The organism is Asanoa ishikariensis (assembly GCF_900107455.1).
Taxonomy (GTDB): Bacteria; Actinomycetota; Actinomycetes; order Mycobacteriales; family Micromonosporaceae; genus Asanoa; species Asanoa ishikariensis.
On record NZ_FNQB01000003.1, the window covers coordinates 948175 to 964458 of the forward strand.

The following is a 16284-nucleotide window of genomic DNA, read 5'->3' on the forward strand; positions in this document are numbered from 1 at the left end:
CCGTGAACATCTGCGTCTTCCTCTCCGCCGCCGATCTCGACGAGCGCTACACCCGACCGGCCCGCGCACTCGGCGAGCTCATCGGCCGGGGCGGGCACACCCTGGTCTGGGGCGGCTCCGACACCGGGCTGATGAAGGTGGTCGCCGACGGTGCACACGAGACCGGTGGTCGGCTCGTCGGCATCTCGGTCGAGTTCCTGCGCGGTTTCGCCCGCACCGGCGCCGACGAGCTCGTGGTCGCCACGGACCTGGCCGAGCGCAAGGCGTTGCTGCTGGCCCGCTCCGACGCGGTGCTGGTGCTGGCCGGCGGCCTCGGCACGCTCGACGAGGTGACCGAGATCCTGGAGCTGCGCAAGCACGGGCTGCACGACAAGCCGGTGGTGCTGCTCAACACCGCGGGCTTCTACGACGGGCTGACCCAGCAGCTACGCCGGATGGAGGCGGAGGGCTTCCTGCCGGTGCCGCTGGACACGCTGGTGCACGTGGCGGACGAGCCCGCCGACGCGCTCGCGTACCTCGAGCGCCTGCCCACGGCGCCGCAGGTCAGATGACCTCGAGGTGGTCCGGGTCGAAGGCGGGCACCGGGCCGTGGTCACGGCCGGCGGCGTACCACCAGGCCGTGGAGGCGATGTCGTCCCGCAGCGGCAGGTAGCGGCCACCGGATCGCCAGCCGAGCGCCTGCACGGTGACCCGAAGGTCGGTGGCGAAGCGGATCGGGTCCGGGAGGTGCCACCGGTACATCCCGAACCGCTGCTGGCTGCGGTACAGGCCGTCCGGGCGGAGCACCTGCGGCATTCCCAGGTACGGCGTGCTGTACGCCGTGTACCCCTGCCCGGGCACGTCGAAGTTCCAGGCACCGCCGAAGTAGTCCTCGGTGCCGGTGCCGCAGATCGTCGGAAGCTCGTCGTCACCGTCCAGATAGAACTTGAGCTCGCCCTCGCCCCACCAGCCTGAGGTGTTGACGCCCCAGGCCAGGTACGTGCCGACGTAGTGCCCCGGCCCGGACACACCGTCCACGATGGTGTGTGGCTCGCGATCCGGCAGCGGGTTGCTCCGACGCCACAAAGCATGCAGGTACGCGGCGCCGGGCGGCACGTCGGTGAGCTCGTAGTCGATCTGGTAGAACAGCAGCGCCGGCTCGGGCCCGAGGTTCTCGACCGTCAACCGGGCACCGACCCGGTAGGGCATCTCCCAGTAGGCGTTGAACCCCCCGTGCGGGTTGACCGCCACCGGGACGGAGCTGACCTGGGCGAACTCGCCCCACCCCGAGCAGAAGAAGTCGCCGAGCGGCACGGCGACGGCCGGCTCCGGCGCGCCGTCCCAGTGAATCCGCACGATCAGCGAGCGCCAGTGCCGGGGGTGCGTGGTGCACCACAGATGCCGGATCACACCCGGGCCCGGCAGGTCGCCGAGCAGGTGCGTGGCGCCGGCCGGCACCTCGACGCTGGGCGAGATCTTCCAGCCGGGACCGAGGTCACGGGCCGCGGCGGCACCGGTGCCCGTGGTGGCCCCGCCGCCCGCGCCCTTCTCGCCGGTGGGGTTCTCCGGACTCACCGAGCGGCTCCGGCCAGACGTCAGCAGCGACGGACCCAGCGTCATCGTTCCCCTCCCAGCGCGCGCACCAACTGCCCGAGCAGGTAGGCCGCGCCCGTGTTGCGGCGCAGTCCCAGCGGCTGGTCGCCGCGGGAGCCGTCGAAGCGCAGCGTGGTGACGACCACCCGGCCGGCACCGTGCGGCACCTCGACCGCGTAGTCGTGCAGCACACCCGTCCGAGTGTCGACGCGGCGCAGCAGCGGCCGGGCGCCGACCGGCAGCGTCGCCGCGGAAAGGGCCAGGTCCGGGGCCAGCCCGGCGAACTGGAGGTCGGTCCAGCCGTCGTGCGGGAAGTCGCCCCAGGCCTCGTGCGACTCGATCACCTTGACCGCCTCACGCCAGAACGGCATCTCCGCGACCGGCAGGGGCGGGTTGGCGCAGGCGGCGTCGACCAGCAGGACGGCGTTGCCGCCGACCCGGACGTGCCGGCGCACCGGCTCGGTCCAGGCGGTCGCCAGCAGCACCGCGTCCGGTGTGTCCGCCGGGACCACCGCCGACGCGACGGAGGACAGGTCCGCCAGGCGGCCGGCCGGGTCGACCACCGCGACCGACCCGGCGCCGGACCAGCCGTTGTCGGGCAGGAACCAGAAGGACCAACTGTTGGAGGTGTGCTGGCCCGCGCAGTCGACCTCGACCCGCAGCACGGCCCGGCGCGGGCGGTCGACCACGGGTGCGACGAACTCGGCGATGCCCAGCCCGGTGACGCCGCCCGGCGCCGCGGAGGCGGCCAGCCGCCCGGACGCGACCGGCGCCCCGTCGACGAGGTCCACCCGCCAGGTCACCTCGGCCGGGCCGCCGCGCCGCCCGTGGTGGGCCAGCACGAGTTGGGGCCGGACCCGCGCGCCGGCCACGTAGCACCAGGTGTCCCAGGGTGCCGGCCGGTCGCCGCCCGCGACCCAGGCCCTCCGGCGGTCCCAGTCGAGGGAGACCACCAGGTCGGCGTTGAACTGCGCGAACTCGGGCGGCGACACCTTCAGCACGCCGAAGTCGTCCCACAAGCCGGCGGTGCTGATCGGGGTGTCGCGCTCCCCCGTGATCACGTAGCCGCTGGTGTCAGCGCGGGCGCGGACCGCCTCCAGGGTGACCTTGCGGTGCAGCACCGCCTGCTTCGCCGAGATCCGTTCCAGCTCGTCGCCGCGGTCCCAGAAGCCGTTGTCGCGCAACGTGTCCTCGTGTGCGGGCACGTCGTACTGCCAGCGGGCGCCCTGTGGGTTGACCGCCGGGTCGGCGCTGGTCCACCACGGCCGGCCGGCGGGGTCGAACCGGCGCAGGTCGCGGAACGTGTCCAGGTCGCAGAACTCGCCGAACAGCCACGGCCGAGGGGTACGCCACCGCGGCGCGAAATGCTCGAGGGTCGAGCGGAAGTACGCCGGCTCGCAGTAGAAGTGGTGGTCGTCGAAGTCCGCGAACTCGTCGAGCAGCCCGCCGTATGCCTCCCCGGAGCCGCTGTTGTCGCGCACGAGCGTGCCCGGCGCCAGCCGCTTGACCAGGTCGTAGAGCGGTCCGAGCACGTCGGCGCCGACAGCGGCGGACAGCTCGCAGCCGAGCGTGAGCAGGACGACCGACGGGTGGTTGGCGGCGGCCCGGACCAGCCGTTCGGCCTCGGCGGAGAGCTGCGACCGGAAATGGGGCGTCGGGTGTGGCAGCCACATCGGCAACTCGACCCAGAGCAGCATCCCGAGCTCGTCGGCGATCGCGAAGTAGTAGTCGGGCGGGAACCACAGGCAGAGCTTGACGCCGTTGAAGCCCAGCCGGCGCAGCTCCAGCAGATCCGCCCGTACCCGCTCGGGGCCGGGGTCGGGGTGCAGTCGGTCCGGATACCAGCCCCAGGACAGGATCATCCGAGGGAAGACCGGGTCACCGTTGAGCCGCAGCAGCGAGCCGTCCGCGGCGAACGTACGCAGTCCGGTGTGGACGGTGCGTTCGTCGCCGTCGGACGTGCGCAGGGTGACCGCGTAGAGCGCGGGGTCGTCCGGCGACCAGGGCCGCGGATCGGGGACGGTCAGCGAAAGAGGCCCGCTGCCGTCGCGCCACGCCGACGCGACCGGTTTGCCGTCCGGGTCGTGCACCTCGACGGTGAGCGAGCCCGGCGCGAGCAGCTCGGCCGTGACGGTGAGCAGGCCATCGGCGGTGCCGGCCACGTCGACGGCACCCAGCGCGCACGAGCCCGTCACCAGCAGCTCGACCGGTTGCCAGACGCCGCCGTGCGAGTGACCCCAGACGTACGGCAGGAAGCCGGCCAGCGTCTCACGGGCGGGAAAGGCACCCGGCACCGGCGGCGCGTCCGGCCCGCCGGTGAGGCTGGCCGGCTTCTCCGCACGGACCAGCAACGAGGCCGGCCGGCCCGGCGTCACGAGACCGGTGATGTCGACGTCGAAGCTGTCCCACATGCCGACGTGCCGACCCGCCGACCGGCCGTCGACGAGCACCTCGCACGCGTAGCTGACGGCGCCGAACCGCAATCGGATCCGGTCGCCCGCCGGGGGCACGACGGTGGCCCGGTACTCCACCGGCCCGGGATGGTCGAACGGGATGCCGGCCTGCTCCCACGAGCCGGGCACGGACACGGGCCGCCACTCGTCGGTGCCGACCAGCCGGCACTCCCAACCGGAGACGACGCTCACCGGTCCAGCTCCCAACTCTCCTCGTGCGCCCAGGCCAGAACGACGGCTCGGCCGGCCACCTCCACCTCGCACCCGTCGGCCCGCGGCCGCAGGGTCACGGTCACCGGGCGTCCGCGGTGGCTCAGCCGCACCGAGTAAGAACGCCCAGGCACCCGAAGGGAGGCCGGCAGGTTCGGGCGGACCAGCAGGCGGTCGCCGACGAACCGGGCACCGACCAGGACACCGAGCAGCAGGTGCACGCCGAACGCGCCCCAGCCGTAGCCCTCACCGCCGCAGCGACCCGACAGCGGCCAGTACTCGCAGGCGATCCCCGGCAGTGTCCGCTCGTCGTCGGTGGTCCGGGCGTCCCAGAACGTGTACGCGCGGTCGACGATGTCCGCGGCCACCGTGGCCGCCGCGTCGTGCTCCCCGGCGGCGCGCGCGGCGTCGACCACGGTCCAGACGAACATGGGCCACACCAGGTCTGCCGGGTCGACGGCCCGGATCGCGGCGCGCAGTCCCTCGGTCTGCTCGTCCCCGGCCAGGCCGAGGGCCACCGGCGCCAGCAGCATCACGTCGTCGACCTCGGTCGGCTCGCCGGTGCCGGCGTCCACATCGGCGTACCGCGTGCCGGTGAACAGCTCCGCGGTGGCATCGGTGTAGCGCCGGGCGAGGGTGTCCCAACCCGCCACGTCGCGGTCCCGGCCGAGGACGCCGGCGAACCGGGCCATCGTCCGGGCCGCGTGCGCGACGGAGGCGTGCAGGTCGACCGGGCGCAGGTGGCGGGTCGGATGTCCGCCGCCGAGGGGCTGGTCGCCGAACCGCGGCGAGAGGTCCTGGCCGGACTCCCAGCTACACGCGTGCGACAGCCAGCCGGCCGGGTCGGCCCGGTGCGCGAGCCACCAGTCGAGGTACGCGCCGAGATGCGGGTAGATCCGCTCCAGCCAGTCCCGGTCGGGGTTGGCGTCCCACAGGTGGTCGAGCACCAGCCACGGGTAGCCCCACTGTGGACCGGTGCCGCACACGCTGCCGTCGGCGGAGACCATGTTGTAGCTGCCGTCCTCGCGTGAGCACGGCACCTGGGGTTCGGGCGCGTCCGCGAAGGTGCCCAGCAGGAGGCGCTGCGCCAGCGCGGGGTCGGCGTAGCCGAGCAGCAGCGCGTCGATGGCCGCCTCGCCGAGCACCACCCGGGGCGCCTGGATCTGCATGGCGTCCCACGGCAGGGTGTAGACGCCGACCGGCGGCTTGACCATCATCCGCAGCGTCTCGAGGTCGTAGACCAGGCCGCGCCGCCAGTGTGCGGGCCAGTCGCCGGAGAGCACGGGTGCGGTGGCCCAGAACCGCCGGTCCTCCTCGACCAGGGCGGCGCGGACCGTGCGATGCCGCGAGCGGGCCTCGGCCAGTCGCTCGCGCGCCGAGGTGGCGGTGTGGCCGCGGGCCAGCAGCACGGTCAGGTCGTGGTCCCGCTCGCCGGCAAACTCGACGACCGCGGCCAGGTCGACCCGCTCACCCCGGTCGCCCAGCACGGTGACGGGCCCGGGCACGGTGTCCGGGAGACCGAGCGAGGTCCACCGGTCGGCCGCGGAAGCGTCGGTGGTGACGGCGACCGTGCCGCCGGGGTCGGAGACCCACAGCGCGAACGCCTCACCGTCCTCGAAGCCCTGGAGCACCACGGTGTCACCGTCCTGCCGGCCGACCAGGCCCGACTCGCCCCAGCCGAGGTCGGCGCCGATCTGGCGGGTGTAGTCGGCCCGGATCGTCAACCGGCTGCCGACCCGGCCGCACACCCGCGCGACCAGCACGTCGGGGCCGGCCAGGTGGAACTCGACCGACAGCGGGCCGGACCGGAACTCCATGCGGTCCTTGGAGTGGTACGGCGCGCTGTCCGGGGTGGTCACCCCGTCCGCGGCGATCCGCACGCCGGCCCGGTAGACCTCGCGGCGCCCGCCGTAGGCCTTCGCGTACGCCGGGAAGTGCCAGCGGAAGCCGATGTCGTGGGAGCGGACGACGCCCTGCGGGGTGAGCTTGCGGGTGTGGGTCGGGATGTCGAGGTAGCCGTGCGGGGTGTAGTCGTCGATCGGGAACAAGGATCAGCCCTTCACTCCGGAAAGCGAGATGCCGGCGACGAAATAGCGTTGCGCGCACAGGTAGACCAGCACGACGGGCAGCAGGGAGACCACGGACGCGGCCATCATCAGCGGCCAGTTCGGCTGCTCGTACGCCGAGGACGTGACGTTGAAGTAGGCCAGGCCGAGCTCGACGGTCCGCATGCTCTCGTCGCGTCCGATCAGCAGCGGCCACAGCAGGTCGTTCCAGGTGCCCATGAAGGCGAACACGGCCACCGTGGCCAGGGCCGGCTTCACCAGCGGCAGGAAGATCCGGAAGAACACGGTGAACTCGCCGGCACCGTCGATCCGGGCGGCGTCCTGGTAGTCGCGCGGGATCGTCAGGAACGCCTGCCGCAGCAGGAAGATGGCGAACGCGCTGGAGATGCCCGGCACGATCAGGCCCTGGTACGTGTTGACCCAGCCCAGTTTGAAGACGATCAGGAACAGCGGGATCATCGTGACCTGGAACGGGATCATCATCGTGGCCAGGAACAGCACGAAGATGGACTTCGAGCCGGCGAAGCTGAGCCGGGCGAACCCGTACGCGGCCGCGGCGCAGAACGCCACCTGCCCGACCACCGTCAACGTGGTGACCACGACGCTGTTGAGCACGTACGTGCCGAACGGCGCGAGGGTGAACAGGTTGACGTAGTTGCCGAAGTCGAACGTGTCCGGGATCAGGTCGGGCGGGTACGAGAACGTCGTGCCGGACGGCTTGAGCGACGTCGTGATCATCCACAGGAACGGCACCAGCATGAAGGCGCCGACGAGCGACAGGATCACGTAGGTCGGCAGGGCGCGCAGCACGCCGAGCAGGGTCTTGCGTCGGGACATCGGGTTCTCCGTCGTCAGATCAGGTTCGACTCGCCGCGCCGGCGGATGAACCACAGCTGCAGCAGGGTCACTACGAAGATCACCGCGAACAGCACCCAGGCCTGCGCGGAGGCGTAGCCCATCGAGAACTCCTCGAAGGCCCGCTGGTAGATGTGGTAGACCGCGACGTCGGTGGCGCCGAGCGGGCCGCCCTCGGTGATCACGTACATCGGGGTGAAGACCTGGAATCCGCCGATCACGCCGGTGATGACCAGGAAGATCGTCGTGGGTGCCAGCAGGGGCAACGTCACGTTCCAGAACTGCCGCCACTTGCCGGCGCCGTCGATCGAGGCGGCCTCCAGCAGCTCGGGCGGCACGGCCTGCAGGCCGGCGAGCCAGATCACCATGCTGAACCCGGCCGTCTTCCACGTGTTGATCAGGACGATCGCGAACATGGCGGTGTGCGGGTCGTCCAGCCAGTTCTGCTGCGGCAGGTGCAGCAGCCGGAACAGGTAGTTCACCAGGCCGGCGTCCGGGGACAGCAGCGTGATCCAGATGACCGAGACGGCGACCCACGAGGTGATCACCGGCATGAAGAACACCGCGCGGAACACGTTGACGCCGCGCAGCTTCTGGTTGACCACGACCGCGAGGGCCAGGCTGACCGCCATCCCGATCGGCACGGACAGCACCGTGTAGTACGCGGTGTTGTACATCGCGTGCCAGAACGGGTCGTCGCTGAACAGCGAGATGTAGTTGTCGAGCCCGACGAAGGGCGCGTCGAGGAAGCTCGGCGACGTCCACTCGTGGAAGGAGAGGTAGAGGCTGAACAGGATCGGCACCAGTGCGAACAGCACCAGGTGGGCGGTGGCCGGCAGGATGAACAGGTAGCCGACCCGCTCGTTGCGCCGGCGCCGGCGGCGCCGGGCCGGACGCTGCCCCGAAGGGGCGTCCAACCCGGCACCGACTCGGGCGGCGGTGGTCACTTGGCCAGTTCCCGGTTGATCGCGGTGATGGTCTCGCCGATCGTGCCGGCGACGGGTGCACCGCGGAGGATCTTCTCCATCATCCCGTCCAGGGCCTTCTCGATCGTCGGGTAGACGCCGATCTTCGAGCCGTACGGCGGTCGGCCGGCGGTCGTGGCGTCGACGAAGACCTTGTCGAGGCTGGCGAACTTGGCGTCGACGCTCGTCAACGACCCGGTGGCGGCCTCCGAGTTGGCCGAGATCGCGATGCCGGTGATCGCCTTGGTGTCCTGGTAGCCGCGGTTCGTGGCCGCCTCGATGAACTGTGCGGCGGCCTTGTACTTCTCCTTCGGCAGGTCGTGCCGGAGCACGAAGCTCGACTCGTAGAGGGCGGTGGCCTCGGTCGCCCGCTTGGGCTGCGGCACCACGCCGACCTTGTCGGCCGAGTAGCCCTTGGCGCCGGTCAGGCCGACCAGTGCCCAGTGGCCGCTGTCGTACATCGCGAACTTGCCGTCGAGGAACAGCGCGTTGGCGTCCGAGGCGTTGGTCATCTTCTCCAGAGTGGACGGTGAGGGTGCCACCTTGTGCTTGAGGACGAGGTCGGCGTACCACTGGATCGCCTCGACGGCGGGCGCCGCGTCCAGGAAGCCGCTCGCGGTCTTGTGGTCCGGCGAGACGACGTCGCCACCGTTCTGCCAGATCCGGTAGACCCACTGGTACGCGTACTGGCTGAGGCGGTAGCCCCACTGCACGACGTTGGCCTCGTCGAAGGCCGGGTCGAGCCGGTTGCGGCCGTTCTTGTCGAGGGTGAGCTTCTGCGCGGCGGCGAGCTGGTCGTCCCAGGTCCACCCGCGCTGCGGCGGTGTGATGCCGGCCTTGGTGAACAGCGTGGGGTTGTAGTAGACGACCATGGGGGTGAAGTCGTTGGGCAGGCCGTAGATGCCGCCGTCCTCGCCCTTGTGGATCTCGAGCACCTGCGGGAAGAACCGGTCGGTGGTCAGCGCCGGCAGCGCCTCGGTGACCTTGCGCATGTCGAGCAGCAGCTTGCGCGAGATCAGCGGCGCCAGGCTGGACGCGTCCTGGGACCACAGGTCGGGGGCGCTGCCGGAGGCCAGGTCGACGATGATCTGCGTGTCGAAGTTCGGTGGCGCCTGGATCGGGTCAATCTTGATCTTGGGATTCGCGGTCTGAAAATCGGCGAGGAACTTCTGGTACGCCTTGTCGAGCTCGGAGCCCTTCTCCTCGGGCGGTACCTGGAAGCCCACCACCTTCAGCGTGACCTCGCCGTCGGCCGTGACCTCGTCGTCACCGGAGCCGCAGGCGGCCAGCAACGGGCTGGCGGCGGCCACGGCGGTGGCGCCGAGTCCCCAGCGCAACAGCACTCGGCGGTTCACCGAGCTGCGCACGTCGTTGTCGTTCATCTCGCTCCTGCCGGGGGGATGTGGGGGGCGCGACGAGGGCCGACACCTCGCCGGTCGCCAGAAGCGTTCCGTCGGAAACTGGCTGGGAACGTAACCACCGCAGGGAAACGCCGTCAATGGTTGAGCTGTGGGAAACCAGTTTCTCAACATGAACCGATCTGGGCCTCTAGCTTTCCCCGCTCAGCGGCTCTACGTTCGATAGCCATCCGGCACCGAGCGTGCGCAATCGGTTTCTCGCACTGGCCTGAAGGGGTGGTAGTGGCGACAACGATCCGTGACATCGCCCGCGCCGCCGGCGTCTCGGTGGCCACCGCCTCCAAGGGGCTCAACGGCAAGGGACGGATGCGCCCGGAGACCCGGCAACGCATCCTGGACACCGCTCGGGACCTCGACTTCCGGCCCAACCGCAACGCGAGCTCGCTGACCACCGGACGCACGTACACGGTCGGCCTGCTGACCCGCGACGGCTACGGCCGATTCACGCCGCCCCTGCTCGGTGGCGTCGAGGACTCGCTGTCGGTCGACACCGCGAGCCTGCTGCTCTGCGACGCGCGCCGCGACGCCGTGCGCGAACGGCACTACCTCGACGTGCTGGCGGCCCGCCGCGTGGACGGGCTGATCGTCACCGGCCGGGCCACCGACCCGGCCCCGCCGCTGCCGCGCAGCCTGCCGTTCCCGGTGCTGTACGCGTACACCACCTCCAGCAACCCCGACGACAGCAGCATCACCGTCGACGACGAGCACGGCGGCTGGCTGGCGGCCCGGCAACTGCTGCGCCAGGGCTGCCGGCGGATCGCCCACATCACCGGCCCCGTCTCGGTGCTCGCCGTCCGGGATCGCGTCGTCGGCGCCCGGCGGGCCCTGGCCGAAGCCGGCCTGGAACTGCCCGACGACCTGATCACCTACGGCCCGTTCGCCGAGCGGACCGGCTTCCACGCCGCGCAGAAGCTGATGGCGAACGAACAGGTCGACGGCATCTTCTGCGGCAGCGACCAGATCGGCCGCGGCGTCGCCGACGCCCTCGGCGGGATCGGTGTGCGGATCCCGGACGACGTGGCCCTGGTGGGCTTCGACAACTGGACCCTGATCGCCAACGCCACCCGGCCGGGGCTGTCCTCGGTCGACATGAACCTCTACCGGCTGGGCCGGCTGGCCGCCGAGAGCCTGCTGCGCGCCATCGACGGCACCCCCGAGCCGGGCGTCCGCCGGCTGCCGTGCTCGCTGGCGATCCGCGCCTCCTGTCCCGCCCCGATCACCGACACCACCGAGTGGCTGGACGACAGCCCGCTAGTCCCCGACGCCTAGACCCGCCTTCTGTCACATCACGCCGGCCCGCACGGGGCTCGGCGGCACCTCACCGCGCTTGGAGTTCCGCATGTCTGAAAACCGCCATGGACCCGTCGTCGACACGTCGGCCAGCCGGCACGCGCGGCTCCGGCCCGTCGCGCCGCAGGACGTGCGGGTGACGGACGACTTCTGGGCGCCTCGGCTGCGCCGCAACCGGGACGTCACCATCCCGGCGCAGCACGCGCAGTGCGAGACGACCGGCGCGCTGCGCAACTTCGCCCGCGCCGCCGGCAGCGTCGGCGGCGACTTCAGCGGTCGGTACTACTCGGACTCCGACGTGTACAAGTGGATCGAGGCCGCGTCGTGGAGCCTGGCCACCGACCCGTCAGCGGAGCTCGGCGACCGGCTCGACGCGGTCATCAAGCTGGTGGCCGGCGCGCAGGACACCGACGGCTACCTCAACACCTACTTCTCGGTCGACCGAGAAGGCGAACGCTGGACCGACCTCGTGGTGCGGCACGAGATGTACTGCATCGGGCACCTCGTGGCCGCGGCCGTGGCACACGTGCGGGCCACCGGCGAGACCGCGCTGCTCGACGTCGCCCTGCGGGCCTGCACGCACATCGCCGAGCGGTTCGCACCCGGCGAGGTGCCCGGCACCTGCGGCCACCCCGGCCTGGAGATGGCCCTGGTCGAGCTCTACCGGACGACGGGCGACGAGCGCTGGCTCACGCTGGCCACCTGGCAGCTCGACTCCCGCGGCGCCGGTGTGCTGGACGGCAGCGAGTACCTGATCGACCACGAGCCGGTCCGGAACCAGTCGCGGGTAACGGGGCACGCCGTCCGGGCGCTCTACCTGTACGCCGGGATGGCCGACGTGGTCCTGGAGACCGGCGACGCGGAGCTCCGAGCCGCCCTGGAACGGCTCTGGGCCGACCTGTCCGGCGGCAAGACCGCGGTCACCGGCGGGGTGGGTGCGCGCTGGGACGGTGAGGCATTCGGCGACGCGTACGAGCTTCCGGACCGCGCCTACAACGAGACCTGCGCGGCGATCGCCCACATCTTCCTGGCCTGGCGCCTGCTGCTGCTCACCGGCGAGCCCCAGTACCGCGACGTCGTCGAGACCGCGCTGCACAACGGGGTGCTGCCCGGCCTCTCGCAGTCGGGCACGGAGTTCTTCTACCAGAACCCGCTCGCCGACGCCGGCCGGCACCGCCGGGAGCCGTGGTTCAGCTGCGCCTGCTGCCCGCCCAACATCGCCCGTCTGCTCGCGTCGCTGCCGGGCTACCTCTACACCACCAGCGACGAGGGGCTGTGGGTCCAGCTCTACATCGGCAACCAGGCCGACCTGCGGCTGGCGGACGGGACGACGGTGCGGGTCGAGCTGACCACCGGGCTGCCCTGGCGGGGTGCCGTCGGACTGACCGTGTCGCCGGCCGCGCCCACCGAGTTCACGCTGTTCCTCCCCGTGCCTGGCTGGGCCGGCGACGACGTGACGGTGACCGTCAACGGTTCCGCCGTGCCGGTGACCGCCGGATCGCGGCAGGTCGCGCTGCGGCGCACCTGGTCGGCCGGCGACACCGTGGAGCTGACCTTCGGCACCGAGGTCCGGGCGCTCGTGGCGCACCCTCGGGTGGCGGCCACCCACCACCGGGTCGCGCTGGCCCGTGGGCCACTGGTCTACTGCGTCGAGCAGGCCGACCACGACGCCCCGGTCGCGGCCATCCGCCTGCGTGGCACCGAGGAATGGGCCGCCGAGCACCAGCCGGACCTGCTCGGCGGGGTCACCACGCTGACCACCGCCGGGACGGCCGTGGCGGTCGACGACGGGCCGCTGTACCGGCCCTACTCGGCCGTGGCGGACGAGGCCCAGGTGTCGGTAACAGCCGTCCCGTACTACGCGTGGGCCAACCGGGAGCCCGGTGAGATGCGGGTGTTCATCCCCTTGGCTTCTCGATGAGCCGGCCGGTCTGGTACACGTTCGGCAACCACTTTCACTGGGTCGACATGCAGTGGCTGTGGGGGTACGGCGTGCTCGGCGCGTCCATCCGGGACATGCTGGCGTTCACCGCCGCCACGGGTGCCCGGGGAAACCTGAACTTCGACGGCGTCGGGTACGAGCGGATGGCGGCGGAGGAACCCGAGGCGCTGGCTTTACTGCGGCAGGCGGTCGCCGACGGCTCCGTGGAGATCGTCGGCGCCAGCTACGGCCAGCCGTACCCGCTTTTCCACCACGGCGAGTCGGCAGTACGCCAGCTCACCTACGGGATCCGCGCGGTCCAGCGGCTCGTCGGCGTGCGGCCGGTCAGCTTCTGGGAGGAGGAGTTCTCCTTCTATCCCCAGTTGCCGCAGCTTCTCGCCGACACCGGCTACCGGTACGCCTCGCTGTTCTTCCAGTGGACCTGGCACACCCCGCACGTGCCCGTCGAGGACGCCCCGGCCATCTGGTGGGAGGGCCTGGACGGGACCAGGATCCTGAGCACCCCGCGCGGGCCGCTCAACCTGCACCAGTGGCCGGAGGACTTCGCGGCGTTGCAAGCCCATCCGCTGCTGGCCGACTCACCGGCGCCGGTCATCCAGCAGTGGCTGGAGCTGCTCCCGTCGGCCGACTGGATGTGCCGGTCCGAGCTGCTGGTCGACGGGATGAAGGAGCTGCTGTCCACGCCGGGGCTCGACGTCCGGTTCGGCACGCTGTCCGAGGTGCTCGACGCCGTCGGCGAGCACGCGCCCGTACGGGCGTACACGATGGACGACGTCTTCCACGGGATGAGCCTGGGCAAGAACGGCGACCGTGGGCACCGGCGCAGCCGGGAGACCGAGCAGACGCTGCTGTCCGCCGAGTCGTTGAGCGTGCTCGCGAGCCGCCTCGGTCGACCGTATCCCCACTGGGACGTCTATCCGGTGTGGGAGCTCGAGGAGGGCTGGCGGGAGCTGCTGGCCTTCCAACATCACGACAACGACGAGTGCGAAGGGCTGTGCGGCCACGTCGGGTACGCCGGGCTGGAGCGCGGGCACACGTTGGCGCGGGCGGTGCTGGACCGGACCGTGGCTCACCTCGCCGGGCGGACCTCCGGGCGGACCGTGGTCGTCAACCCGCTCGGCTGGGAGCGGTCGGCGGTAGTCGACGGCCACCGCGTCACGGTGCCGGCGCTCGGGTGGACGGTGCTGTCCGACGGTCAGGCTGTTGCCCCGGTGACAGCGGTCGAGTCGGCGGACACCGTGACGTTGCGCCGGGGTGACTTCGCGGTCACCGTCGACCGGCGGCGTGGCGTGCTGACCCGGATCGGCAGCCTTGACTGTGGACCCTCCGGGATCGGCGGGTTGCGCTGTGAGCGCGACGGCGTCGAGGTCTCGTACACACCCGTTGCGGTCTCCCTCGACGGGGACCGGGTGGTGATCCGGCTGGGCTCGCTCGCGGGCGACGAGATCAAGCTGACCGTGGCGCTCGCGCCGGAGGTCGACGCGGTCGACCTGTCCTTCGACTCCGACGCGATCGCTACCCCGGACGGCCGGCACCACGCCAGCCTGATGACGCTCGTGGAGCCGGACCTGGACGTGCGGACCGTGCTGCACGACACCCCGTACGCGGTCACCCCGATCACCGGTCGCGGCCGCTACCCGCGCAAGTACCCGACCGGCGACTGGATGACCTCACCGCAGGCGTTCGAGGAGATCGTCGACCCGTTCACGGGGCTACAGCTTGTGGACCTCCTCGACGACGAGGGCAACGGGCTGCTCTGGCTGCACGACGGCAGCCAGGGCTTCCTGCGGGCGACGACCGGGTTCTGGAACGTGCTGTCCATGCGCGACCCGTGGGACGAGGACCAGTTCTCGGCGGAGCTGCACGCACGGGTGCGAGTCCTCCCGCACCACGGCCTGGACGCCGCCACGCGTTGGCGGCTGGCACAGGAGTTCACCCGGCCGGTCTTCGTGGCGCGGCCTGAGCGACCCGGCGGGGACCAGCCGGACTCCTACTCGCTGTTGCGGCTCGACGGGCTGCCGGGCGCCGCGGTCACGGCCGTCTACCGGGAGACGGGATACGCGGGAACCGGCCTGACCGACCACGCCACGGCGACGCTGGACCGGCCCGTCCTGGTCCGGCTCGTCGAGTTCGCTGGCGTCGGCGGATCGGCGGACCTGGTGGTGGACGGCACGGTCACCGGCGCCTGGCGGGCAAGCACACTCGGTGAGCTCCGCGAGGAGTTGCCGGTGGTCGCCTCGCGGGTCACGGTCGCGCTTCGGCCCTTCGAGATCACCACCGTCGTGCTGGACCTGGTCGAGGCCGCCAAGCAGTCCCGGGACCTGGACGCCCACCGCGAGGTGTGGGCGACCGTCCACCGCACGGAGGAGCCGTCGTGACCCACTTTCCCCGCGTCGCCCGCGGCGTGCACTCGTACCCCCGGGACGACTCGGATCCCGCGCCGCTCGGCCTCGGTGTCGTCGGCCTGCACGAGGGCCGCACGGCGCTGCTGGCCGCGTACCGGACCCGCGGTGTGCGCCCGGTGGCGGGCTGCGACCTGGACCCCGTCGCCCGGGCGGAGGTGGGCGCGGAGGTGCCGGAGGTGGCGATGACCGCCTCGTACGCCGACCTGCTGGCCCGCGAGGACGTACGGATCGTGGGCGTCTACACGCCGGACCACCTGCACGCCGAGCACATCATCGCGGCCTTCGAGGCGGGCAAGGACGTGGTGTGCACCAAGCCGATCGTCAACGACCTCGGCGCGGCCCGCGAGGTGCTGGCCGCCGGCCGGCGCACCGGAAGGCGCCTGCTGGTCGGCCAGTCCACCCGGTTCTTCGAGTCGTTCCGCCGGCAGCGGGCGGCGTTCGAGCGGGGTGAGGTGGGCGACGTCGAGGTGGTGGAGGCCCACTACACGCACCGGATGGACTGGTACTACGACCGGGCGCCGTGGATCGTGGACGGCACCGACTGGGTCTACCTCGGCCTGAGCCACCCGCTCGACCTGCTGCGCTGGTACCTCGGTCCGATCGCGACGGTGTCGGCCGTGGGCTCCCGCTCGGCGCTGGCCCGCACGCACGGCTGTGCCTCGTTCGACATCTACTCGGTCAACGCGACGACCGTCGACGGCCGCATCGGCCGGGTGTTCGGCCACTACGGGACGCACGAGCTGCCCAGGGCCCGCAACTCGATCGAATGCCTGCTGTACGGGGCGGCCGGCACCTCGATGGCGCAGTACCACGACATGCGCTACCTGCACACCGCGCCGGACGGCACCGAGGTGGTGGAGGACATGCTCTACGAGTACCGCCACTACCACTTCAACAACGAGGTGCACGGCATGCACTACGGGGAGTTCGCCAACTACCTCCAGTACTTCGCCGACGCGCTCACCTCGGGCGCCGACCACTCCCCCGACCTGACGGAGGGCATCGAGACGTTCTGCCTGATGGAGGCGGTCCGCCGGTCCGCACTGGCCGGCGGCGCCCCGGTCGACGTGGCCGAGCTGCTGGAGCAGGTCAAGTGTTAGGGTCGCGG

At 71.6% G+C, this 16284-nt stretch carries 11 protein-coding genes; 5 read left to right on the plus strand and 6 right to left on the minus strand.

All coding sequences use genetic code 11. From position 1 onward, the window contains the following. The first annotated feature begins 2 nt into the window (after positions 1-2). Positions 3-551 (plus strand): LOG family protein, encoded by a 549-nt coding sequence (locus BLV39_RS28435; protein ID WP_090799507.1) that lies wholly within the window; start codon positions 3-5, stop codon positions 549-551. Here BLV39_RS28435 and BLV39_RS28440 read toward each other — a convergent pair. Genes BLV39_RS28440 through BLV39_RS28465 form a run of 6 tightly spaced genes read right to left on the minus strand, consistent with a single transcriptional unit; the run spans position 544 to position 9503 of the window. Beyond that, positions 544-1599 (minus strand): glycoside hydrolase family 172 protein, encoded by a 1056-nt coding sequence (locus tag BLV39_RS28440; RefSeq protein ID WP_090799510.1) that lies wholly within the window; start codon positions 1597-1599, stop codon positions 544-546. The genes BLV39_RS28435 and BLV39_RS28440 overlap by 8 nt on opposite strands. Continuing rightward, positions 1596-4217, minus strand: coding sequence for a glycoside hydrolase family 2 protein (locus BLV39_RS28445; protein ID WP_204082586.1), 2622 nt, complete (start codon positions 4215-4217; stop codon positions 1596-1598). Before BLV39_RS28445 ends, BLV39_RS28440 begins: the two co-directional genes overlap by 4 nt. Next, positions 4214-6283, minus strand: coding sequence for an MGH1-like glycoside hydrolase domain-containing protein (locus tag BLV39_RS28450; RefSeq protein WP_090799515.1), 2070 nt, complete (start codon positions 6281-6283; stop codon positions 4214-4216). Before BLV39_RS28450 ends, BLV39_RS28445 begins: the two co-directional genes overlap by 4 nt. Positions 6284-6286: 3 nt before the next feature. Then, the gene (locus tag BLV39_RS28455) at positions 6287-7138 is read right to left on the minus strand and encodes a carbohydrate ABC transporter permease (protein ID WP_090799518.1); all 852 of its coding nucleotides are present in this window, start codon (positions 7136-7138) and stop codon (positions 6287-6289) included. 14 nt (positions 7139-7152) lie between these two features. Then, positions 7153-8103, minus strand: a complete 951-nt coding sequence (locus BLV39_RS28460) for a carbohydrate ABC transporter permease (protein ID WP_090799521.1) — start codon at positions 8101-8103, stop codon at positions 7153-7155. Next, complete coding sequence (locus BLV39_RS28465; RefSeq protein WP_176985117.1) at positions 8100-9503, minus strand: ABC transporter substrate-binding protein; 1404 nt, start codon at positions 9501-9503, stop codon at positions 8100-8102. Before BLV39_RS28465 ends, BLV39_RS28460 begins: the two co-directional genes overlap by 4 nt. A gap of 258 nt (positions 9504-9761) precedes the next feature. Between BLV39_RS28465 and BLV39_RS28470 the strand changes: the two genes are divergently transcribed. The 4 genes from BLV39_RS28470 (at position 9762) to BLV39_RS28485 (ending at position 16276) form a co-directional block, all read left to right on the plus strand. Next, positions 9762-10808, plus strand: coding sequence for a LacI family DNA-binding transcriptional regulator (locus BLV39_RS28470; RefSeq protein ID WP_239083427.1), 1047 nt, complete (start codon positions 9762-9764; stop codon positions 10806-10808). A 70-nt stretch (positions 10809-10878) separates the two neighbouring features. After that, complete coding sequence (locus BLV39_RS28475; protein ID WP_090799526.1) at positions 10879-12750, plus strand: glycoside hydrolase family 127 protein; 1872 nt, start codon at positions 10879-10881, stop codon at positions 12748-12750. Then, the gene (locus BLV39_RS28480) at positions 12747-15149 is read left to right on the plus strand and encodes a glycoside hydrolase family 38 N-terminal domain-containing protein (protein WP_090799529.1); all 2403 of its coding nucleotides are present in this window, start codon (positions 12747-12749) and stop codon (positions 15147-15149) included. The genes BLV39_RS28475 and BLV39_RS28480 overlap by 4 nt, the downstream gene beginning before the upstream one ends. Continuing rightward, positions 15146-16276 carry a Gfo/Idh/MocA family protein gene (locus tag BLV39_RS28485; RefSeq protein WP_176985118.1) on the plus strand — a complete coding sequence of 377 codons (1131 nt, stop codon included), beginning with the start codon at positions 15146-15148 and terminating at the stop codon, positions 16274-16276. Before BLV39_RS28480 ends, BLV39_RS28485 begins: the two co-directional genes overlap by 4 nt. The last annotated feature ends 8 nt before the right edge of the window (positions 16277-16284 follow it).